23 protein-coding genes are annotated in these 21865 nt (G+C 59.1%); 12 read left to right on the top strand and 11 right to left on the bottom strand.

Annotated features, from left to right (window positions below):
• Positions 1–11 precede the first annotated feature (11 nt).
• Both HDF12_RS19705 and glgC read left to right on the top strand, forming a co-directional pair.
• The gene (locus HDF12_RS19705; protein ID WP_373563970.1) at positions 12–332 is read left to right on the top strand and encodes a hypothetical protein; all 321 of its coding nucleotides are present in this window, start codon (positions 12–14) and stop codon (positions 330–332) included.
• Positions 333–550: 218 nt separating this feature from the next.
• Entirely contained in the window at positions 551–1840 is a 1290-nt protein-coding gene (gene glgC / locus HDF12_RS19700; protein ID WP_373563991.1) for a glucose-1-phosphate adenylyltransferase, read from the top strand.
• 188 nt (positions 1841–2028) lie between these two features.
• Here the strand turns inward: glgC and HDF12_RS19695 are convergent, their stop codons facing one another.
• The gene (locus tag HDF12_RS19695) at positions 2029–2817 is read right to left on the bottom strand and encodes a hypothetical protein (protein ID WP_179586171.1); all 789 of its coding nucleotides are present in this window, start codon (positions 2815–2817) and stop codon (positions 2029–2031) included.
• 171 nt (positions 2818–2988) lie between these two features.
• Here HDF12_RS19695 and HDF12_RS19690 point away from each other — a divergent pair, with 171 nt between their 5' ends.
• Complete coding sequence (locus tag HDF12_RS19690; RefSeq protein WP_179586169.1) at positions 2989–3201, top strand: Sec-independent protein translocase subunit TatA/TatB; 213 nt, start codon at positions 2989–2991, stop codon at positions 3199–3201.
• Positions 3202–3461: 260 nt separating this feature from the next.
• Positions 3462–4268: a polyphosphate kinase 2 family protein gene (locus HDF12_RS19685; RefSeq protein WP_179586167.1), complete on the top strand. Its 807-nt coding sequence runs from the start codon at positions 3462–3464 to the stop codon at positions 4266–4268.
• Between the two features lie 389 nt (positions 4269–4657).
• Here HDF12_RS19685 and HDF12_RS19680 read toward each other — a convergent pair whose 3' ends face one another.
• The 3 genes from HDF12_RS19680 to HDF12_RS19670 all read right to left on the bottom strand — a co-directional run bounded on the left by HDF12_RS19680 (position 4658) and on the right by HDF12_RS19670 (position 7169).
• The gene (locus tag HDF12_RS19680) at positions 4658–5539 is read right to left on the bottom strand and encodes an EamA family transporter (RefSeq protein WP_257025824.1); all 882 of its coding nucleotides are present in this window, start codon (positions 5537–5539) and stop codon (positions 4658–4660) included.
• 31 nt (positions 5540–5570) lie between these two features.
• The gene (locus tag HDF12_RS19675) at positions 5571–6881 is read right to left on the bottom strand and encodes a VWA domain-containing protein (RefSeq protein WP_179586163.1); all 1311 of its coding nucleotides are present in this window, start codon (positions 6879–6881) and stop codon (positions 5571–5573) included.
• 93 nt (positions 6882–6974) lie between these two features.
• Entirely contained in the window at positions 6975–7169 is a 195-nt protein-coding gene (locus HDF12_RS19670) for a hypothetical protein (RefSeq protein ID WP_179586161.1), read from the bottom strand.
• Between the two features lie 187 nt (positions 7170–7356).
• Between HDF12_RS19670 and HDF12_RS19665 the strand changes: the two genes are divergently transcribed.
• Positions 7357–8394 (top strand): VWA domain-containing protein, encoded by a 1038-nt coding sequence (locus HDF12_RS19665; RefSeq protein ID WP_179586159.1) that lies wholly within the window; start codon positions 7357–7359, stop codon positions 8392–8394.
• Between the two features lie 242 nt (positions 8395–8636).
• Here the strand turns inward: HDF12_RS19665 and HDF12_RS19660 are convergent, their stop codons facing one another.
• Complete coding sequence (locus HDF12_RS19660; RefSeq protein WP_179586157.1) at positions 8637–9209, bottom strand: GNAT family N-acetyltransferase; 573 nt, start codon at positions 9207–9209, stop codon at positions 8637–8639.
• Between the two features lie 477 nt (positions 9210–9686).
• Here HDF12_RS19660 and HDF12_RS19655 point away from each other — a divergent pair, with 477 nt between their 5' ends.
• The gene (locus HDF12_RS19655; RefSeq protein WP_179586155.1) at positions 9687–10685 is read left to right on the top strand and encodes an aldo/keto reductase; all 999 of its coding nucleotides are present in this window, start codon (positions 9687–9689) and stop codon (positions 10683–10685) included.
• A 96-nt stretch (positions 10686–10781) separates the two neighbouring features.
• On the opposite strand, the gene HDF12_RS19650 is transcribed toward HDF12_RS19655, so the two are convergent.
• On the bottom strand, positions 10782–11027 hold the full coding sequence (locus tag HDF12_RS19650; RefSeq protein WP_179586152.1) for a hypothetical protein: 246 nt from the start codon (positions 11025–11027) through the stop codon (positions 10782–10784).
• A 101-nt stretch (positions 11028–11128) separates the two neighbouring features.
• Between HDF12_RS19650 and HDF12_RS19645 the strand changes: the two genes are divergently transcribed.
• The gene (locus tag HDF12_RS19645; protein WP_179586150.1) at positions 11129–11830 is read left to right on the top strand and encodes a 1-(5-phosphoribosyl)-5-[(5-phosphoribosylamino)methylideneamino]imidazole-4-carboxamide isomerase; all 702 of its coding nucleotides are present in this window, start codon (positions 11129–11131) and stop codon (positions 11828–11830) included.
• Positions 11831–12048: 218 nt separating this feature from the next.
• On the opposite strand, the gene HDF12_RS19640 is transcribed toward HDF12_RS19645, so the two are convergent.
• Together HDF12_RS19640 and HDF12_RS19635 are read right to left on the bottom strand one after the other, a co-directional pair.
• Entirely contained in the window at positions 12049–12351 is a 303-nt protein-coding gene (locus HDF12_RS19640) for a hypothetical protein (protein WP_179586148.1), read from the bottom strand.
• A gap of 64 nt (positions 12352–12415) precedes the next feature.
• Positions 12416–13186 carry an AAA family ATPase gene (locus HDF12_RS19635; RefSeq protein ID WP_179586146.1) on the bottom strand — a complete coding sequence of 257 codons (771 nt, stop codon included), beginning with the start codon at positions 13184–13186 and terminating at the stop codon, positions 12416–12418.
• Between the two features lie 151 nt (positions 13187–13337).
• Here HDF12_RS19635 and HDF12_RS19630 point away from each other — a divergent pair, with 151 nt between their 5' ends.
• Positions 13338–14129 (top strand): hypothetical protein, encoded by a 792-nt coding sequence (locus HDF12_RS19630; RefSeq protein WP_179586144.1) that lies wholly within the window; start codon positions 13338–13340, stop codon positions 14127–14129.
• A gap of 254 nt (positions 14130–14383) precedes the next feature.
• Here HDF12_RS19630 and HDF12_RS19625 read toward each other — a convergent pair whose 3' ends face one another.
• The gene (locus tag HDF12_RS19625) at positions 14384–15097 is read right to left on the bottom strand and encodes a hypothetical protein (RefSeq protein WP_179586142.1); all 714 of its coding nucleotides are present in this window, start codon (positions 15095–15097) and stop codon (positions 14384–14386) included.
• A gap of 439 nt (positions 15098–15536) precedes the next feature.
• Here HDF12_RS19625 and HDF12_RS19620 point away from each other — a divergent pair, with 439 nt between their 5' ends.
• On the top strand, positions 15537–16202 hold the full coding sequence (locus HDF12_RS19620) for an acyloxyacyl hydrolase (protein WP_179586140.1): 666 nt from the start codon (positions 15537–15539) through the stop codon (positions 16200–16202).
• A gap of 44 nt (positions 16203–16246) precedes the next feature.
• Here HDF12_RS19620 and HDF12_RS19615 read toward each other — a convergent pair whose 3' ends face one another.
• Complete coding sequence (locus HDF12_RS19615; RefSeq protein WP_179586138.1) at positions 16247–16807, bottom strand: GNAT family N-acetyltransferase; 561 nt, start codon at positions 16805–16807, stop codon at positions 16247–16249.
• Positions 16808–16818: 11 nt separating this feature from the next.
• On the bottom strand, positions 16819–17772 hold the full coding sequence (gene trxB, locus HDF12_RS19610; protein ID WP_179586136.1) for a thioredoxin-disulfide reductase: 954 nt from the start codon (positions 17770–17772) through the stop codon (positions 16819–16821).
• 84 nt (positions 17773–17856) lie between these two features.
• On the opposite strand from trxB, the gene HDF12_RS19605 reads away from it, so the two are divergent.
• From HDF12_RS19605 to HDF12_RS19595, 3 genes are all read left to right on the top strand, one after another.
• Entirely contained in the window at positions 17857–18057 is a 201-nt protein-coding gene (locus tag HDF12_RS19605; protein ID WP_179586134.1) for an allantoinase, read from the top strand.
• Positions 18058–18147: 90 nt separating this feature from the next.
• On the top strand, positions 18148–18915 hold the full coding sequence (locus HDF12_RS19600; protein ID WP_179586132.1) for a hypothetical protein: 768 nt from the start codon (positions 18148–18150) through the stop codon (positions 18913–18915).
• Complete coding sequence (locus HDF12_RS19595; RefSeq protein ID WP_179586130.1) at positions 18902–21838, top strand: IPT/TIG domain-containing protein; 2937 nt, start codon at positions 18902–18904, stop codon at positions 21836–21838. Before HDF12_RS19600 ends, HDF12_RS19595 begins: the two co-directional genes overlap by 14 nt.
• Positions 21839–21865 lie beyond the last annotated feature (27 nt).

Genomic DNA, 21865 nt, shown 5'->3' with positions numbered 1-21865 from the left:
GCAGCCTGGAGGTGGCATTGAATCAGAAGGTCAAAAACCTGATACAGAAACTTGGCGAAGCAATCCACGAGTCCGTCTCGGAGTCGGAGGATATAGCAGGCGTCGTCAAAAACATCCGCGAACAGGGTTTTGATGTCCTCCTCATGCTTGAGGCCACCATCGGTCTCAACGAGGTTGAGGCAGAAGCCGATGAGGCCACCGATGCTGCCGACGAAGGCATCGAGGGGCCATTCACCTCAAACGACGTAACCTTTCTGAAGTCCTTGCGCATTAGTCTCACCGAAGACGAACCAACAGACACCACCGACTCGACTGACATCACCGAAGCCTGAGCACTGAAGTCTGACCACTGAAGTCCACGCAGTCCCTCATGCGACGAGGTCCAGGCTCGCATAAGTCGGGCTTCCTCGCCTCTGCTGCGCCCCCCACATTCCAAAGTCAATCTCTCCATGGTAGACTCGCGTTTCCCTGTAACACGTGGGTCGCTTTGTGCATCTGACTGACGTGCTACGATGCTCAGCCGCCTAACGCAGAAGTCGGAGTCCGGAAGATTATGAGAGATACCCTTGGTGTTCTACTCGCTGGTGGTGCTGGCGAACGGCTCTTCCCCCTCACCCGCGATCGCGCAAAGCCCGCCGTCCCCTTCGCCGGCCAGTACCGCATCATCGACATCACCCTCTCCAATTGCATCAACTCCGACCTCCGCCACGTCTACATCCTCACCCAGTACAAGGCCCTCTCCCTAAACCGGCATATCCGCGAGGGCTGGGGCACTGTCGTAGCTAACGAACTCGGCGAGTTCATCGAGATCCTGCCCCCCATGCAGCGCGTCTCCAAGTCCTGGTACCAGGGCACCGCCGACGCCGTCTACCAGAACATCTACTCCATCGGCTCCGAAGAGCCCAAATACGTCCTCATCCTCTCCGGCGACCACATCTACAAGATGAACTACGCCCTCATGATGCAGCAACACGCCGACTCAGGAGCCGACGTCACCATCGCGACCCTGCCCATCAAGCCGGAAGAGGTCTCTTCCTTCGGCGTCGTCGAAGTCGCCCGCAACGGCGAGGTCACCGGCTTCGAGGAGAAGCCAAAGGAGACCAAGCTCCGCTCGCCCTTCAACCCCGACATGGTCGACGCCTCCATGGGCATCTATATCTTCAACACCGACGTGCTTATCCCCGAGCTCATCAAGGACGCCGAAGACCCAGACTCCAAGCATGACTTCGGCCACAACATCCTGCCCAACATCCTCGGCCGCGTCAAAATGCGCGCCTACAACTTCGTCGACGAGAACAAGCAGAAGGCTCTCTACTGGCGCGACGTCGGTACCCTCGAGGCCTACTACGAGGCCAACATGGACGTCGCCGGCGTCACCCCTACCTTCAACCTCTACGACAAATCCTGGCCCATGCGCACCCGGCCCTATCAGTACCCGCCCGCCAAGTTCGTCTTCGGCGAACCCGGCCGCACCGGCATGGCCATCAACTCCATCGTTGCCGCAGGCACCATCGTCTCCGGAGCAGTCGTGCGCAACTCAGTCGTCTCGCAGGACGTCCGCGTCAACTCCTACGCCGACGTCGACTCCAGCATCGTCTTCTCTCACGTCAACATCGGCCGCCACTGCCGCATCCGCCACGCCATCATCGACCGCGACGTCCACATCCCCGACGGCACCGTCATCGGCTACGACCCCAATGAAGACAAGAAGAACTACTTCGTCTCCCAGAGCGGCCTCACCGTCGTCACGCGCGACTACTCTGTCTACGAAAACCCCGTCTCCCCCGAGTTCCTCAACCGCGACACGCCCGGCAAACCCGTAAATGTAGGCCAGGAATAAAGAGGGCCATCTCTCCCGACCAACGGGAGGGACCAGGCATTCCATCCACCGCGACAAGGTATACAAGTCACGAAGTGACCGCGCCACGCGCAGTGGGCCCGTCCGGCAGGACTGGTCTTTTAATTACGGCCAAAAAAAAGAGCCGCCAGTCAGGCGGCCCTACTCTCTCGTTCGAGCTTCGATATCCTCTACCGTTTCCCCATCCGATAAACCACACCACCAGAGATCGCAAAGAACTCCCGCGTCTCAGTCCCGAAGTGCTCCAGAATCAAATCCGGCGAAAGCCGAATCGCCCAGTTCTTCGAGCGGTTGATATCGATGCTTCCGCCGAGCGCCGCGATCGGCTTGGTCCGGTTCGTATAGAGTCCGGTAATCTGCGAAAACGTCGGCTGCCCCGGCTGCCCTGGCCTCAGGTCATCGTCAAAGGTCCCATGCGCCACGCCGCCATAAGCGTGATAGTTGATCGCGACATACTGATTCTTCGGTCCACGATACTGCGCACCCAGCAGACCCATATTCATGTAAACCAGCGGGCGGCTCAGGTTGTACGGCAGCCCCTGCGCCTGGCCAAAGACCGGCGTCGTTCCCGCCTCGCCCCGGTATTCTGCGCCGACTCCAACGTGGTTGGTGAACCAGTGATCCCCTGGCAGCCAGTAGGTCGCCAGAAACTCGCCTCCACCCATATTCATCCGCTGCGGCAGCGACTGACCGGCCTGGAAGTTCATGAAGTTTATTCCGACATAGAACTCATACTTATTGTCGTAGGTCACCGGCGCCGCCAGGGCGATCTTCGTATTTGAGATCGGTACCGTGTTCTGCGTCGCTTGCGGCGTGGCCGAGGACGAAGTAGCCTGCGCCCGGCTCCATGTCGCGCCCGTCATCAGTAAACCCGTTGCCAACACTCCAAAGAATGCGCGTTGTCCCGTTCTCCGCGCCCCGGTCAACTTCCATGCACCAATCGTCTTCAATCGCAACATCCGTCTCCGCGTCTCTTCCAGCATCTGCTACTGCATTTCCTTCAGTTACCAAGATATAACGTTCAGCCAACATCTGCTTTGTCCCTTGCCGCGTATCTATCGACAGCGCGCACCTGTGCGACAATAGTGGGTGGCAGTCGGCGCACGCGCCAGGCTGCAGGGAGAAACAGTATGGGCGAACTATTTACACCAACACATCTCATCGTCATCGCCGTAGTCGTCCTTGTCCTCTTCGGCGGCAAAAAACTGCCTGAGCTCGGCAAAGGCCTGGGCGAAGGCCTCCGCGGCTTCAAGGACGGGATGAAGGGTGTCACCGACGAGGTCAACAAGCCGACCGAGACCACTCACGGCGTCACCCCCAAACCCGAAGAGTCCGTCAAGTAATTCGACTTCCTCCCCGCGATCCAACCCCTCTTGATAGATGCCGATCACTGTGTCCTGCCGGACGGGCCCGCTGCGCGCGGGGCGGTCACTTCGTGACTTGTATACCGCTTCGCGTGGTGCTCCCGTTGGTCGCAAGCTGGATTCCGTGCCGACCAACGGGAGGCCCAATGCATCCTAACCACCAGGACCGGTAAACACGTCACGAAGTGACCGCCCCGCGCAGCGGGCCCGTCCGGCAGGACAAAACGAGGCTCACTCGCATGAAGATCAAATCCCCCTATCTCATCAAGCCGAACGCGCACGTCCGGCTCGCAAAAAAGTCAACCTCAGGTACCGGCAACTACAAATCCGAAGAAGCCGCCGCAGCCGTCCTGGTCAAGCACCGCACCCAGCTCGCAGACCTGCAGGATGTCTTCTACGCCAGCCAGAACAAGGCCCTGCTCATCGTCCTCCAGGGCATGGACACCGCCGGCAAAGACGGCACCATCAGCCACATCTTCTCTGGCATCAACCCCCAGGGCTGCGACGTCGCCTCCTTCAAAGTCCCCACCCCGCTCGAATCCCGCCACGATTTCCTCTGGCGAGCCCACGCCCAGGTCCCACCCCGCGGCATGATCAACATCTTCAATCGCTCTCACTACGAAGACGTCCTCTCCCCCCGCGTCCACAAGATCATCACTGACAAGGTTATGCGTCGCCGCCTCGACGACATCAACGAGTTTGAGAGCATGCTCTTCGATAACGACGTCCTCATCTTAAAGTTCTATCTGCACATCTCGCATGACGAGCAGACCCGCCGCCTCCAGTCCCGCATCGACGACAAACAAAAACACTGGAAGCTCTCCGAGGCCGACCTCCACGAGCGCAAGTTCTGGCCTCAATACATCGACGCCTACGACCGCATCCTCTCCACCACCAGCCCCAAACATGCCCCCTGGTTCGTCATCCCTGCCGACCACAAGTGGTACCGCAACATCGCCATCTCCACCATCCTCGTCGACGCCATGCAAAGCCTGAAACTCAAATTCCCAAACCCCACGGTAGACGCCTCAGCCATTAAGCTCTAGCCGCTATACCGCGCTCTCACCAGCAGCTGTTGTCGTTGTTCTCGCAGCTGCTCTTGCCGTTGCTGTTGCCTGTTCTTTTGGTTGTCATCCCCGCAGGGGATCTGCTGTTGCTGTCGTCGCTGCCGTTGCACTTGCCGTGGCCGTTGCACTTGCCGTTGTTCTTGCCGCGGCCGTTGTTCTTGCCGTGGCCGTTGCACTTGTCGTCGCCATTGCACTTGCCGTTGTTCCTGCCGTCGCTGTTGCCCTTGCCTTGTGATAGAGCAGGGCTTCAGCCCTGCGTCAAAAACCCGCCGTAGAGCGGCTTCCTCTCTGCCGAAGGCTGGAGCGAAGCCCAAAGGGCGAAGCGACAAAAACATTGCCGTTGTTTGTTCTCCTCTACAACTCCACCACTAGAGCGTAACCATCACCACCGCCGCCGCCGCCACGGCCATCCCCAGCCCTTGCCTCCGAGTAGGCCGCTCCCGCAGCATCCACGCTGCCAGCAGAATCGTCGAGGCCGGGTATAGCGAAGCCAGCACCGCCGCCACATCCAATCTTCCGGCCCTCGTCGCAGCCAGAAACAGCAGATTCCCCGAAGTATCCAGCAGCGCAGTTGAGAGCGCCCACAGCATCACCCTTCCGGTCACCACCACCTTCGCCCCACCCCTCTTGCTTGTGACAGACCTTGCCAGCAACATCAGCATACAAACCGAAAGGCTCCCCATCCTCGCCGTCGCGAGCGGCCAGATCACGCCAGTCGTTCCAGCTAGTTTCAAAGCAACGAAATAAACTCCAAAGCCGACACCGCCGGCGATTGCCAGCCAGAAAGTTCCGGTATCTGCAGGCTCAGCCTCGGCATTATCCCCCGCCGCGATCAGCCAGATCGCCATTCCCGCCACTAGAAATCCCGATATGTGCAGCAATCCCGGCGACCCCTCCATCGCCGCTGACACAGCTGCGGGTATCGCCGCTGCGAGCAACCCACTCAGCGCCGCCGAAGCCCCCATCGCCCCGCGCGACAGTGCGATGTAAAAGGCCGTCAGCGACGTGCCACCTGCAACTCCCGCCGCAAGTCCCCAAACTAGCGGCGCACCATGCGGAAACTGATCTCCCCGCAGAAGTGCCACGGTCAGCAGCACACTGAAGCTCATGGCATGGCTCAACAGGATCACTCGCAGCGCGGCGCCCATCGAGCCGCCGGCATGTTTCACGCCCATGCCACCCGAAAAATCCCCACCACCCCACAGCACTGCGGCAGCCAACGCCAGCAGCGCATTTCCATGCACCAGCATCTCCATCAAATTCCGATCAGGCCACGCGCTCTTACTTGACCGACACAATCCCCGCCGGCCGCGTGTCGCCCGCCGTTGGGTAGTAGCCCTTCTTCGCAATCACCGTCAGATTCGGCCTCAACACCTTCACCTCAAGTGTCCGGTACTTCCCATCGATAAACGGCTCATGCGTGTAGTAGCCGACCGTATATTGCGTCCGCACCTCTTCCGCAATCTTCGCAAAGCTCGTCTCGATGCCCTTCTGCCGGAACTCACCATCGAAGTTCCCGCCCGTAGCATTCGCATACGCCGGCAGAATGTTATCCCGCATCTGCAGCGGCAGGTGAATCCGGTCCAGGAACCCAATCACCGGCAGCGACGAATCCCCCACCAGCGTCCCATACACCGCAATCTTGTTCGTGTTCAGATACTTCACCACCTGCGAAAACTTCGCCGTGCTTCCATACTCGCGCCCGTCGCTGATCACATAGATAATCCGCCGCCGACCAGTCTTGGTCTTCGACAACGCCGTCGCCGCCGCCAGAATCGCGTCGTTCAGCGTATGCACATCCCGCGGAACATTCTGAATCCCCAGGATGCTCGTTCCATGCGTAGCATTCGTGTTCGGGTCAGTGTGGCTATCCTGCCCACCGTTGATATTAATGTTCTGCCCCAGCGGCCCCGCGGTATCGTAGTAGATCGGCTCACGCCCCGTCACCTTCGACCGCTCCAGTACCGCCTGCAAACGCGCACTCTGCGCCCCGGTAAAGTCCGTCTGCATCTTCGGCCCGTTGTTATACGTAAACACCGAGACCTCGTCATACGGCGTAAACGCGCCCTGCAACGCAGCCAGCGAATTGTTCACCTTCGCCATGTTGTCGTACGTCATGCTCTGGTCGATCACCAGCGCCACCGACAACGGAAACGGATCGACCGTAAACAGATCCAGCTTCTGCCGCAGGTTATTCTCATACACGCGCACATCCCGCCACGTCAGTCCCGGCACCAGCCGCTGCTTATTGTCCTTCACCGTAAACGGCACTTCTACAAAGTTCGTCTGCACCCGCAGCGTAAACGCCTCAGGCCCCTGCCCACCCGTAGGAATCTCAGGCGGCGGCCCTTCATCCTGCTTCTGCGCCGCGCTCTCCGGCAGCCTGCTCGGCACTCCGCCATCCTGAGCAGGAGCCGAGTTGTCTCCAGCCGACTCCGGCGTAGTTCCCGCCCCCGGCGTCACCGGCCCAACCGGCAGAGCCTGCGGATTCGGAGCATCAGGAATCGTCTGTGGTTTTGGCCCATCGGGGATCGGCTGCTGCTGTGGTGCATCCTGCTGCGCCTGCGTCAGTGCCGGCTGTCCAGCCATCATGCACGCCAAAGCCCCTGCCAATATACTGTTCCTAACCACGCGAAAATCCCCCATACTCTCCAGCCGGGCCTTCACAACCCAAAGCTTCACGAACTACAAGACTATCAGCGCAACATCCCCGCCGCCATCCCCATCCCGCAGGAATCCAGCCGCCCCGCCATGCCCTTGGACGCCCAGCGGCCTCACAAAGTTACGCCCCAACGCCTTCTCCGCTCCTAATTCCCCACAACGACACAGTCCATCCACCACCACGCAGCCCATCCACCACCACCCTGAAAGAAGCGTCATCTCGACCGAAGTGGTTCACAGTCTCATCGTGAACCACGCAGTGGAGAGACCCCCGCATTTGCTCTTGTAGTTGCTCGTTCTTAGCCGTTGCCTGTCCAAAAATCAGTAAATCAGTGCCTCCGCGCCCATCTGCGTCAAGCCGCACATTTTCCTAAGACTCACCCCCAACTTCGTCGTCTAATAAGGTATGCGCTCCCCCTGCCTCGCCGCCGTCGCCCTCGCTCTCAGTCTCACCCCCGCCCTCCACGCGCAGGAGGCACCCTCCCCCGGCGGCCCACCCCCCGCCAGCGACGCCGCCGCCCAGCCCGTCGACATCGGCGACACCCAGACCCTCAAGGTCCAGGTCAACCTCGTCAACGTCTACTTCTCCGTCCGCGACAAGAGCGGCTTCATCACCAACCTCCACAAAGACGACTGCAGCATCCTCGAAGACAAAGCTCCGCAAAAAACCAAGAACTTCACCCAGGAAAAAAATCTCCCCCTCACCATCGGCATCCTCCTCGACACCAGCGGCAGCCAGCGCAACGTCCTCCCCCTCGAGCAGCAGTCCGGCGCCGAGTTCCTCAAAGACGTCCTCACCCCCAAAGACGAAGCCTTCCTCATCTCCTTCGACATTAACGTCAACCTCCTCGCCGACTACACCAACAGCCCCCGCGAGATCAAACGCTCCATCGACTCAGCCGAGATCAACACCGGTGCAGGCACCGGCTCGGTCACCGGCAACGGCACCGCCCGCGGCACCCTCCTCTTCGACGCCGTCTACCTCGCCGCCCACGACAAGCTCCGTCAGGAGGCCGGCCGCAAGATCCTCGTCCTGCTCACCGACGGAGGCGACCAGGGCTCCCAGGAAACCCTCAAGACTGCCACCGAAGCCGCCCAAAAGGCCAACGCCATCGTCTACGTCATCCTCCTCTCCGACCGAGGCTTCTACGGCGGAGGCTTCGGCATCAACCTCGCCGACACCGGCGAACGCGACATGCAGAAGCTGGCCACCGACACCGGCGGGCGCGTCATCAACGTAGGCAACAACGGCAAGAAGCTTCAGGAAGCCTTCGACCAGATCCAGGACGAACTCCGCACCCAGTACCTCGCCAGCTTCACTCCAACCAACGCCAAAATCGACGGTACCTTCCGCACCCTCAACATCACCTGCCAACCCGGCCAGAAGATCCAGGCCCGAAAAGGCTACTACGCCCTCGCCGACGCCCAAGGCAAAGACGACTAACTCAAGGTCGCACCCCGAGCGAGTTATCCAACCTATCCACGTCATCCTGAGCGAAGTGGCTCACGGTTTGTGAGCCACGCAGTCGAAGGATCCCCGTATTTCGTCTTTGCCTTGTTGTTGCCTGTTCTTTTGTTGTCATCCCCGAAGGGGATCTGCGGTTGCGGTTGCCGCTGTCGTTGCCGTCGTCGCAGCCCTTGCCGTTGCCATCGTCGCAGCCGTTGCCGTTGCCTGTCCTTTTGTTGTCATCCCGCAGGGATCTGCTGTTCCGCTCGCAGCAACGGCCGAAGAGGCAGCCGATAACGCACCGTTCCCGCCTCTTCTCCATCTCCATCAAAGACCATCCCACACTTCTCCATCACCCGGATCGAAGCCGGTATCGAAGGAAACGTGTGTGCGATCACACTCTCAATCCGCTCGTCTTCTCTCAGATACTCAATCAGAGCCCTGGCCCCCTCGGTGGCAAACCCTCGGCCTTCAAACTGCGGCAGCATTCCATATCCAATCTCACACTCCGACGGACGATCCGCCTTGGTAAACGCGCCCAGCGAACCGATCAAAGTGCGAAACCCATCCGGACAAACCAGGCCGACATACCGCTGCCAGCCAAGCTGATCCGGATGCTCCTTAAGCTGAGTCAGCATGAAATCGTAGACATGCGGCTCCCAGTTCTCATGGGGCCAGTTCGTCGGGACAACACATCGAATAAGTTCGCCAAGACGGCCTTCACCGGCCTGTTCCGCCCTCAGCATCTCGGGCGTAATGGAAATGAGCGATAGACGAGACGTAGCGATATCGTCAACAAATCGAAGCAACATGGGGGAATCTCCTGAACACGTGTGAGAAAAGCAGGTAGGCACAATCCGGCTCAACCACTCCGGAGTCACGACCGCTGCACGCACATCCGATTCAGGCAATCATAGGCAGGCCAGAATTCTAGCACCCTACGCTGCTCAATCTCAGACCCTCCCGGCCATAATCCTGTCAAGCCCCAAAACCATGCAACTCTCTCATTCGCAAGCACATCCACGTGGCGCATGAGTTATCCCCAACCGGCTATACTTAATCAGAAACTCGAGAAGAGGGTAAAGCTCTCTCGCTCTTGCGCTTTGGCATCCGGCTAGGACCGTAAACCCAATGGTGTGACGAATTTGCACGTAACTCGTTTGAAATGAAATATTTGCAGCGATAGCTTAGGCTTAAGTATCTGATAATAAGTGATTTACACGCGGGTAATAGGGGGGTAACCCTCTCGGGATTGGCAGAATTAATCAGGACAAACCGAAGGAGACGGCATGGAATACGTGAATCTAGGTAAGACTGGCCTGAAGGTCTCGCGCATCACCCTCGGTTGCATGTCCTACGGCGTCCCTCCCGCTGGCCCCCTTCGCCCCGGTAGCCACGCCTGGGCCCTCAACGAGGCCGACAGCCAGCCCTTCTTCAAACAAGCCCTCGACCTCGGCATCAACTTCTTCGACACCGCCAACATCTACACCGTAGGCTCCAGCGAAGAACTCCTCGGCCGCTTCCTCAAGGCCAACACCAGACGCGAGAACACCGTCATCGCCACCAAGCTCTTCTACGCCTTGCATGACGACCCCAACGCCAAGGGCCTCGGGCGCAAACAGATCTTCTTCGAACTCGACCAGAGCCTCAAGCGTCTCGGCACCGACTACGTCGACCTCTACCAGATCCACCGCTGGGACTATGAGACCCCCATCGAAGAGACCATGGAAGCCCTCCACGAGGTCGTCAAATCCGGCAAGGTCCGCTACATCGGAGCCTCCTCCATGTACTCCTGGCAGTTCGCCAAGGCCCTCTACGTCGCCGACCTCCACGGCTGGACCCGCTTCGTCTCCATGCAGAACCACTACAACCTCCTCTACCGCGAAGAGGAGCGCGAGATGATGGGACTCTGCCAGGCCGAAGGCATCGGCGTCATCCCCTGGAGCCCGCTCGCCCGAGGCCGCCTCGCCCGCGCCTGGAATGCCGAGACCACAAAACGCAACGACACCGACCAGTTCGCCAAAGCCATCTACACCCCAACCGAAGATGCCGACAGAAAGGTAATCGACCGCCTCGGAGAGCTGTCAGACAAGCGAGGCATTTCCCGCGCCACACTGGCCCTCGCCTGGATGCTCAGCAAACCCTACATCACCTCGCCCATCGTAGGAGCCACCAAACCCAACCACCTCACCGACGCCGCAGCCGCCCTCTCCGTCAAGCTCACACCGGAAGAGATAACGTCCCTGGAAGAACCCTACATCCCCCACCCCGTCGTAGGCTTCAGCTAAGGCCGCAGCGGTCTCTGCAGTTGTGGTTGCTCTTGCAGTTTGAGTTTCAGTTGCAGTTCAGTTGCAGTGTCGTTGTTGTCGCTTGCCCTTTTGTTGTCATTCCGCAGCGAAGCGGAGGAATCTGCGGTTGCTGTTGTCGTTGCTGTTGCTATTGTCGTTGTCGTTGTCGTTGTCGTTGCTGTTGTCGTTGTCGTTGTCGTTGTCGTTGCTGTTGTCGTTGCTGTTGCTGTTGTCGTTGCTGTTGCTGTTGTCGTTGCCGTTGCGGTTGCGTTGCTGTTGCCTGCCCCTTGTTGTCATTCCGCAGCGAAGCGGAGGAATCTGCTGTTCCTCCACCAACCCCATACCGTGTCATCCTGAGCGAAGCCTCTCACAGCCTCATCGTGAGAGGCGCAGTCGAAGGACCTGCATTTTGCTCGGAGCGGGAACCGAAAAGAAAGAAGAAAATGTTAATACCCTCAATCGACCTGATGGGCGGCCGTATCGTCCAGTTAGTCCAAGGCGAAAAGCTCAAGCTGGCCTTCGACGACTTCGAGTACTGGATCGAGCGCTTCCAAAAGTACCCTCTCGTCCAGTTGATCGACCTCGACGCGGCCATGCGCCTGGGCAACAACCGCGCCCTCATCGAGATGATCGCGAAGCGTCTCCCCTGCCAGGTAGGCGGCGGCCTGAAAACCGCCGAAGACGGCAAGCTTCTCCTCGAGGCGGGAGCCAAGCGAGTCATCTACGGCTCCAGCCTCTTCCGCCCGGCCGAGCCCGACCACATCCGCCGCCACAAGCTCATCTATCTCGAGTTCGCCGAAGGCCTCAAGTCCTCCCTCGGCGAAGAAGCACTCGTCTTCAGCGTCGACACCAAGGCTGGCAAAGTCGCAGTCAAAGGCTGGAAGGACTCGGTCGACCTCACCCCGGAAGAAGCCATCACCTGGCTCGAAGACTACTGCGCCGCCTTCCTCTACACCCACGTCGACACCGAAGGCACGATGCAGGGCTTCCCCCTCGACGTAGCCGCGATCCTCAGAGCCTGCACCGCCAAACAATTAATCGTAGCCGGAGGAATCAAAGAGCACAGCGAAATAGAAGCCCTCGACGCAATGGGAGTCGATGTCGTAGCCGGAATGGCTGTCTACTCCGGCGTCATGGAAGCATAGCAATCATTACTCGACCAACGGGAGGACCCAAGCACTTCGCCCTACCAGGACCGGTCACAAGTCACGACTTGAAGATAGCTGCTTCCGCCCCCAATTTCTGCAAGTTCCTCATAAGCGAGATAAAGCCTTACCGTGGAGGGGATTTTACCGTTTGGCCCCTGCACAAACTCGACATCAGAGACAACACAGGATTCTCATTCCAGTCATTCACTACTCTTCTATTGGCGACATTGAGGTGGAAGATCAATATGGGGAGACCCATAGAGGAAGTACATGGAGAGCTGATTTTCTTCCATTTTTCCTGAAACTCGAACGGGGGCCTCCATATCAAAGATCCAGGAAGCGCGTCCTTCGAGGTAATGTTCGAGGAGGAGGATCTTGTAGGAGAGACGGGAGCGCTGGAGACGCTCCCTTTTTACCGAGAAGACGTCTTGAAGATCGTGGAACTCTTTGAGGAGTTCGTGGAATCGTGATTGACTTGACCACACCACTAGCTTATCCACGTTTTGTGGACTTGACATGGAGTTTTGCTGGTTTTTTGGTGGTGTGATGCGGCTGGAATTTTCGCCTCGGGAGGAGCGAGGACTATCGCTTGTCGGGTTCCTCGAACAGGGAAGGGGTCTCATGGAAGAGCTCCTGCAGGAAGCTTTCTCGGTCGCTGGTGAAGCGGCGGACGATTTGAAGCGGCGCGGTGTCTTCGTAGGAGATCTCGTGGAGGTGGCCGTCGTCGAAGGAGAAGATCTGCGCGCCGGGGTAGCCGAGCAGGACAGGAGAGTGGGTGGAGATGAGGAACTGGGCGTCCTTGTAGCGGCGAAGGGTGTCGTGGATGAGGATGAGGAAGGAGAGCTGGCGCTGCGGGGAGAGGGCGGCTTCGGGTTCGTCGAGGAGGAAGAGGCCGTTGCGGGTGAACTTGTGCTCGAGGAGGGTGAAGAAGGTTTCGCCGTGAGAGCGAGTGTGGAGGCTTTGTCCACCATACGATTGGAGGATCTGGCCTGATCCTCCGTCTAGTTCGTCCAGGGTTGAGGCAGTGTTGAAGAAGCTTTCGGCGCGGAGGAAGAAGCCTGCTCCGGTGCGCTTGTCGAAGGAGAGGCGCAGGGCTCGCACGAGAACGTCGGTGGAGTGGTTGTGTTCTGTCGTGTCATTGCGGATGTTGCGGTTGCCGCCTTCGGGGCCGAAGCCGTAGTGTGCGGCGATGGCTTCAAGGAGAGTCGATTTGCCGGTTCCGTTCTCTCCGGCGAAGAAGGCGATGCGGGAGTGGATCGATATCTCGGGCAGGGAGGCGATGGTGGGGACGGAGAAGGGGTAGGCGGTCCAGTCTTCCACTCGTTCGCGCAGGAGGGTGATCTTTTTCAGCATGGGATTGGTTCGGAACTCGACTCCTTCAGCATACCGGCGGGCGCGAGATCGTAGAGTTGTTTTCGCCCAAAGGCGCAACGACAGAACTCCATCCTGGGAATGCCGATTCTGATAAACTCCTCGCCCCGAAGTTTGGAGATGGAGGTTTGCGATGAAAAAGCTCTTGTTTGTTTTAGGACTCGCGGCCCTGTTAACACCTATGCTGGCGGCGCAGAGCGCCTTCGACGGCACCTGGAAGATCGACATGAACACGGCCGATTTCCCCAAGAAGCCGGATGTGTTCCTGCTGCAGAATGGCACGTACGAGTGCAAGACCTGTACTCCGCCGTATTCGATCAAAGCGGACGGTACAGACCAGCCCGTCACCGGGCATCCCTACTATGACAGCGTCGCCATTAAAGTGGTGAGTGACCACGAGATCGAAGAGACGGACAAGAAAGGCGGCAAGGTTGTCACCACTTCGACCGCGACCGTGTCGCCAGACGGCAACACCATGAGGTTCACCTTCAGTGACAGCAGCAACACCAACGGCGGTCCTCCGGTGACCGGCAAAGGCGAAGCGACACTGGTGGTAAAAGACCCGGCGGGATCGAATGCAATCTCCGGTTCGTGGCGAACCACCAAGATAGAAGGCCTGTCGGACAATGCTACGGTGTGGACTTACAAAGTAAGCGGTGACGAGATCACGATGACGACTTTGACCGGCCAGACTTACACCGCCAAGCTGAATGGCGCGGACGTGCCGATGAAGGGCGATCCGGGCGTAACCAGCGTGTCGGTGAAGATGTTGGGAAAGGACACGCTGGAAGAGACGGACAAGCGCGACGGCAAGGTGATTGGCGTCTTCAAGATGACGGTTGCAAACGATGGCAAGACCGCCAAGGCCATCTTCGACGACAAGCTGCAGAACAGGACGACCACCTCGGATGCGACGAAGCAGTAGGCTCGCGGTTTCTTGCGATGCACCGCCTGTCTTCAGGGGTTTTTGCGTTGATGTTGATGTAGAGCATAGCAGTCGCAGAGTCAAAGACGATATCAGGGATCTCTCCACTGCGTCGCGCGATAAGACTCGAGCGACTTCGGTCGAGATGACGAATAACAAGGCTAGCGATAATACAAATTCCCCTCGACATCCACAGGGGAACCGCTTTAGCGATAGGTTCGAGTTAGTCGTCTTCGTATCGACGGCGGCGATTCTTAGTCTGCGACCATCAGCTCTCCCGGCACGATGGGGCGAGTGCGTGGGAGCGCACCCCGATAGGCGGCGAGGCCCATGAGGAGGAGGGCACAGGCGAAGATGGCGAGCTTCGCGAGGCTTGCGGTGCGGGTCTCGGGGAGAGTCTTCCAAAATGCGAGGAGGAGTGCCTGCGAGATCGTGACGGCCCAGACGGAGCCGTAGAAGTAGCGGCGCTCTGTGCCCTCGCCTTTGGTCGAGAGCCTCACGCGTGGCAGTACGCCCACCGCTCCCAGCAGCAGGATCGTTCCGCATAGCGGGAAGTAGGCGTAGCGGTAGATCTGCTGCATGTACCAGTGGCCGGTCGCTGCGGCGATCAGAAGTCCGCTCAGGTTCAGGAGTGCAAAGCTGAGTACCGCGTTCCACGCGAAGGTATAGCAGACGCGGCGGTAGAGGGGATTTGGCTTGTCCTCGTCGAAGCGAAGGATGTAGGGCTGAGGCTCGGAGCCTGGCAGGCGTCCGAGTAGAGCGGCGATGCCGGTGCCGATCAGAACTGCAATTAACCATGCCAGATTGCCCCGTCCGAAGCCGTGGGCGAAGAGGGAGAAGGTCAGCGGGCCGGGGGCGAGAAAGAACACCCAGATCCATATGGGCCAGTGGGCAAGGCGGTAGAGAGCGGTGTTGCGTTCCCTTATCTTTCGTCTCTGAGAATATTCGACCTTGCCACTGTATTGCATAGGCGTGAGTCTCGCAGAGGTGCCGAGGGCACGTCAACGGGGAGAGTCATAGCGCTGGACCGGTCTGCTTTCGGCGGATTTGCGGCGTGGCGGGGACGTTTTCGATAGGGTTCGTGAGGAGTATGTCCACTAATGGAGGGTTTCAAGTGGGAGGGCAGAACAAGAGGGGTTACTGAGGACGGATGAAAAAAAATCTTTGTTGCACGGACTTGAACTTATAATTGCTGCTCGTTCGTATCATTCTGCGCTTTTCGGGCCCGATCTAATTGACTAATGGGGGGACCTATTGGCGAGCAGACGAGGTTGTGAGTCCGTATTTGTCCTGTGGGCGAGCGAGCGCAGCCTGGCCGGAAACCTACGCCTCTCTTGTCTCTCCGTGCTGGCTGCTGTTTGTCTCCTTGGGTCGCGACCGGCATGTTCCCAAGAGGCGGAGATCCCAGTGTTGACCAATGCTCCGCTGGCGACGAAGATCACCGCTATTACTGACACCGCGCTGGCGAAAGACATTGTAGTGGCTACGAAGACGCCCCGTGGCAAGCCGCCGGTGGAGAGTGAGATCTCGATTTCGGGAATGTTTCCGGATGGCGATTACAGGCTGTTTAGTGCCACGGTTCGCTGCAATGCGTGGACGGTGGGTGTGGAATACGACCGTCATAGCTGGGGTCACTTTATGGGGTCGCGGATGGACTACGTGGTGGAGGTTCTGCCATTTGTTCTTTTGAGTCAGCCTGCGGTCTCCGATTTCTGGGGAAATGCAAAGAGCCCGAATCAGGAGTTGGTGCATGGGTTGTCGATCTCTCCGTTTGGTTTTCGCTGGTTATGGCGAAACGACAAGGCGGTGAGGCCGTACATCGTTGGCAAACTGGGGACTGCGGTGTTCACGAAGAAGGCGTTTTCGCCGAATGCGAGCTATGCGAATTTCAATGTTCAGGCTGACTTTGGGGTTTTGATCAAGATGACGGAACGGGTCGATTTGCGGGTGGACCCGTTCGTGTTTTTTCATGTGTCGAATGGCTATCTGGCAGCGAGCAATCCTGGAATGGATGAACTGGCGACGAAGATCGGGATCAGCTACCGTCTTGGGAAGAAGAATGAGGTGAGGTGACGGCGACGCTGTTCCAGGGGGTTGGCCGGTGGGATTGGTCAGGTTCAGCGTTGGGTTTTGGGATGCGTCTCGCGCCACATTTCGAGGGTCAACTCCCATTGCTCCGATGGCAGACGGCCTGACACGTAATCATCATCGGTCTGGGCGATGCAGCGCATTCCCTGACGGAGGGAGATGGCTCGTGAGGCTGCGTTGTCTCGCGCTTTCTTTATTCGGAGGATGGGCTGTTGCAGATCTTCAAACCAGAAGCGGGTGACCTCTGCTGCGGTTTCGGTCATCAGGCCGCGGCCTTGCCACTCGCGTGCGATCCAGAAGCCGCGATTGTTGTCGCCGTCGCGCACGAGGCAGATGGAGCCGATGACTTTCTGGCGGGGATCATCTTTGAATCGCAGCATCCAGTGCCACTCTTCACCGCGTTCGATGGCGGGGAGCGCGGTGTCGCGGTAAAAGGTGTGGACTCCGTCGTTGGGAAAGGGCCACGGGACCTTGGCGTTGAGCTGCCGGACGATCTCCCAATGGGGGAAGATTTTCTGGACCTCCGGGGCGTCGGAGAGCTGCAGAGGCTTTAAGAGTAGACGGGGTGTCTGGAGGATCGGCGTCGGCACGCTCGTCCTCCTTACCTGCCGTGTTCTTCGAGGTACTTTTCGACCTCGAGGGCGGCCATGCAGCCAGATCCGGCTGCGGTGATGGCCTGGCGGTAGCGGCGGTCCTGGATGTCTCCGCAGGCGAAGACGCCGGGGATGATTTCGCCATTGAGGGTGGTGAAGACGTTGTTGCGGGTGAGGATGTAACCCTCGGAGTCGAGGTCGATCATGCCCCGGAAGGCTTCGGCGTTGGGGATGTGGCCGATGGCGAGGAACATGAAGGCGACGGGCAGGACGTATGCTTCGCCGGAGACCTTGTTTTTGACGCGGAGACCCTTGACATCCTTTTCTTCAACGCCGAGAACCTCTTCGACGACGGTGCTGGATAGGAAGCGGATGTTGGGGTGAGCCATGGCGCGATCGAGCATGATCTTGGAGGCGCGAAACTTTTCGCTGCGGTTGATGATGGTGACCTTGGAGGCGAAGCGGGTGAGGAAGAGAGCCTCTTCCATGGCGGTGTCGCCGCCACCGATGACCGCGATCTCCTTGCCTGAGGCGAAGAAGCCGTCGCAGGTGGCGCAGGAGGTGACGCCGTGGCCGATGAGGGCCTGTTCGGAGGGGAGGTTCAACCAGCGTGCGCTGGCTCCGGAGGCGATGATGAGGGTGCGGGTGTGGATGGTCTCCTTGCCGAGGTTGAGGGCGAAGGGACGCTTGGTGAGATCGATGGAGCTGAGGTGGGCCAGACGCAGCTCGGCTCCGAAGCGGATGGACTGCTTCTTCATGTTCTCGATGAGGTCGGGGCCCTGGACGCCCTCGGGCCAGCCGGGGAAGTTTTCAACGAGCGTGGTGATGGAGAGCTGGCCGCCGGGCTCGTGGCCTTCGAGGACGAGGGGCTTGAGGTTAGCGCGCGCTGTGTAAATGGCAGCGGTGAGTCCGGCGCACCCGGAACCGAGGATGACAGTGTCGTGCGTGATGTTTTCGGGCATATAAGCTCCACTAGTGTAAATGCGCTGCGGACGAAAAAGATGCAAACCGGCGCTTTAGGTGCGTTTGGTGAAACAATTGAGGTTATGGCAAACCTGACCTTGGTGTATGGAATGAGGCTGTTACCTGCGGATGAGATCGCATCGGTGGGCGAGGCGCCCGTAACGCTGAAGAACGGTAACGAGGCGCATGTGACGCTGCATGTGCTTGAAGGCAGCCGGGAGGAGATTGAGGCTCAGCTGCGAATGAGTATTGACGCGTTCTTCGACTTCTACCCGGAGATCTAACTACCGGAGTTGGCGCAGTGTCCGAAAACAGGACAACCGTTCGTAACGTGACTCTCCTGACGAAGAACAGGGAGAGGACGGAGGGACGGGATGGCCTGCATGGCTGGAATGGCCTGGATATTGCGAGTTTTCGCTGGGTTGCGCGCCGTTGTCGTGGTCTCGCTGCTGCTGACGACTGCGATAGCGTGGGGTCAGGCGACTTCAACTGCAGGGTCGCAGACGGTCACGGATGTCCTGCACGAGATGTCGAATCGTGCGGATGTCATCTTCATGGGTCAGGTGCTGGCGGTGCGTCTTCCCGGCGGTACCGGGCCGGCTTCGGGGATCGTCGAGGTCGATTTTCGTGTCGATCAGGCGATTCGGGGGTGCAGAGCCAGCGAACCGTATGTTTTGCGAGAGTGGGGTGGGCTTTGGGCAGGGAATAGCCAACGGTATCGCGTGGGGCAGCGGCTGCTTATGCTCCTGCGTGCTCCGAGCGCTGCAGGTCTGAGTTCGCCTGTTGGCGGACTTGATGGAGCGATTCCGATTCGCCAGAGCACAAGTGTGGCTGCGGTGGCGGATCGTGCGACAACGGCGCCGTCGTTGCCGTTTGTCGATCTTCGCTGGCTGGGTGCGAGACTGCCGCGGACCATCTCTTATCGCAGTGAGCCGGTGCGGCCAGCGAGTACATTCCCCCAGTCGGGGGTGGCTCAGCAACAGGTCGTTACAGCGGGTTCAGCTGTCAGCGATGTGTCGATGATCACGCCGCTCGGGTATCGGAGTGCGGCGGATGCGTCGACCCCCGCGCAGCAGGCGTCGGTGGATGTGGTGCTGGGGTTGTTGAGCTCGTGGCAGAAGGCGCAGCATGTTACGCCCTGACACCGGCTCACGAACAAAGGTGCGACTGCAAACCCTCTGCAAGCTAATGATCTGGTGGTTTGCAAGCGCCGCGACCGTTTGGGCCGGGGGGCCGCGCTGGGTAACGGGGCCGCCGTACTTTACGACCTCGGGGGTTCCGGTGGTCTGGTACACGAATCAGCCGCTTTATTTTACGGACCCGGGCAATTTGAGTTCGACGGTGAACCACGCGGCTGCGGATGCTCTTGTGGCGGCTGCTGCGGCGGTGTGGAATGTGCCAACCGCGAGCCTGGTGCTGTCGCAGGGCGGCGCGTTGGATGAGCATGTCAGCGGAGCCAATACTTTTCTTGGAGTGAATGGGCTGATCTTTCCGGCCGATGTGCAGAGCAGCAACTACCTCGCCAAGCAGATTGCAGTGATCTACGACAGCGATGGGTCGGTTACCGATCTTCTGCTGGGCAATGGAGCGAGCGACCCTTCGGGATGTCTGCAGAATGGCGTGACCGAGAGCGTCGATTCGATTGTTCCGGCTGGTTTCATTCAGCATGCGATTCTCGTTCTCAACGGCCGGTGCACTGGGCCTTCTCCTCAGCAGCAGATGCAGTTGCAGTATCAGCTGATGAGGGCGTTTGGCCGCGTGCTTGGCCTGGGGTGGTCGCAGACGAACGACAACGTGTTTACGGATAGCCCGCAGCCTACTTTTAACCAAGCCATGCACTGGCCGGTGATGCATCCGATCGATATTATCTGCGGCCCTTATAGCTACCAGTGTCTGCCGCAGCCGTTTACGTTGCGGCCGGATGACCTGTCGGCGCTGGCGCAACTCTACTTTATTGCGCAAGGGCAGTCGGGTCTGGGGAAGACGGACAGCCTGTTGAATGCGAATCTGGTGCAAGGACATCTGAACTTTGCCACTGGAGAGGGGATGCAGGGGGTTAATGTCGTTGTGCGCCGTTGGCCGCAGTACACTTTGCCGGCGCAGATTGAAGACTGGTATACCACTTCTTCTGTATCGGGCTCTCTGTTTCGCCGATCGAACGGTAACCCTGTGACAGGTTCCGACTCGTCGTTCGAAGGAAGCGAGGGGAGTCAAAGTGGCTTTTACGAGGGTTATTACATTGTTGAGCGGGTGCCGATGCTTCCTGGCGATTGGCAGATTTTGATCATGGAGACCGAGGCTATCAATCCTTTGTATACGGGGGAATTTGCCGTCGGACCATATGTTGCCAATACTGTTGAGCCCTCCGGGTTGGACCCTGTGCTTCCGGAAGGAATTCTGGGCAGCTATACGCAGGCGTATCTGGACTTCTTACCAACGAACTCGGCGAACTCCTGCGATTCTGGCGCGGACGGAACGGAGGCTGCTCCGGTGGCTGTGGCGTCGCAGGGATTGTGGTCGGGTTTGCTTTGCGGGTATGGACACTCCGCCTGGTCTTCGCTCTCGGTCAAAGCGAACCGATCGCTTACGTTTGAGGTGACGGCGGAGGATGAGCAGGGATTCTCGACAACCGCAAAGGCGATGCCGGTGATTGGAGTGTGGCATACGACCGATGCTCTGGGCTCTCTGCCAGGGGTTGCCGGCGCGGGAGAAGCTTTTAATGGCGCGGCTAACGGCATGACCATGCTGACGACCGCCTTTACGCAACCAAATCAGTTACGAATCGCAATCGCCGATCAGCGTGGAGACGGGCGACCGGATTTCAACTACCAGGCACGCGTGCTTTACGCGGATTCGCTGAGCCCTGCTACTGTGAGCGCTGCCGGGGGCACGATCACGATCAATGGAATGGGCTTTCGCACGGGAAATGCTGTGACGGTCAACGGTGTTTCCGCAACGGTTTCGAGCTGGACCGCGAACACGATTGTGGCTAAGGCGCCATCGATTCACGCTCTCGGCTCAAGCACTGCGCTGGTGGCTGATGTAGCGGTGACAGATCTTTCTACAGGTGGGACGACGGTGATGACCCAGTCGCTAAGCTACGCTGCGCCGATGCCTTCGCTCAGGCTGGTGAGTGCGCCATCGGGTCTGGTGCAGCTTGCGCAACCTGCGTCGACGCCATTTGCCGTTAAGGTGCTGAACGGCGATGGAGCGACTCCGGTTGTGGGCGAGGCTGTCACCTTTACCGCTAGTACCGGCATGGTTCAGTTCTCCGCTTGCGGAGCAGCAAGTTGCACCATCAACACGGACGCGAACGGCGTGGCATCGACGCTGGTGACTCCTTTGAGTGCGGGCCCGATTACGCTGAAGGCGGCCGGAGTCGATGGCATGGCCGTTGCTTCTTTCACTGCGGCGGTGCGTGTCCAGACCGTGACGGCGGTACAGGCGATGGAATACATTGTCGCGGGTGCGACCGTTGCGTGGACTCCAGAGGTCAGCGTGAACGATAACTTTGCCTCTACTGCAGGGGTGCCGGTTGGCTGGCAACCGACGTCGGGACAGGTCGCGGTGACGCCGGCGAGCTCTGCTGTGAACTCGCAGGGGATCGCGCAGACCCTCGCAACGGCTGGTCCGTTGGCTGCTGGGGCTCAGGCGGCTCTGTCTGGCTGTGCCTGGATGAACGTCTGTGCTTCGTTCACTACGGTGGGCGTCGATCTCGCGGACCTGCGCGTGATTGCGGTGAGCGGAGCCAATCAAATTGTTTCTGCGAACGGTACGATCACGCCGGTTGTCCTGCAGGTTACGGATACGGCGTCTCGTCCTGTTGCCGGGGCTGTGGTTCAGATCTTCCAGACTGTGGACGCCTGGCAACCGGCGTGTCCGGATAGAGGTCGTTGTCCGATCGCGCCTGTCCTCGCTTCGTCGCAGACGTCAGCTGTCTCCGATATGAACGGTCTCTTGACGATTATCCCGCAGCAGATTTCGGCTGTGGGCGAGACGACGAATCTCGCAGCGGCTACGGGTACACAGGGCTTTATTTCGCTCACGTTACAAAAACAGCCTTGATTTTTCGTCCCGATCCTTTCGTCCTGA

Origin of the sequence: Tunturiibacter gelidiferens, assembly GCF_013410115.1 — a bacterium.
GTDB lineage: Bacteria > Acidobacteriota > Terriglobia > Terriglobales > Acidobacteriaceae > Edaphobacter > Edaphobacter gelidiferens.
This window is presented reverse-complemented; position numbering and strand designations above follow the sequence as displayed.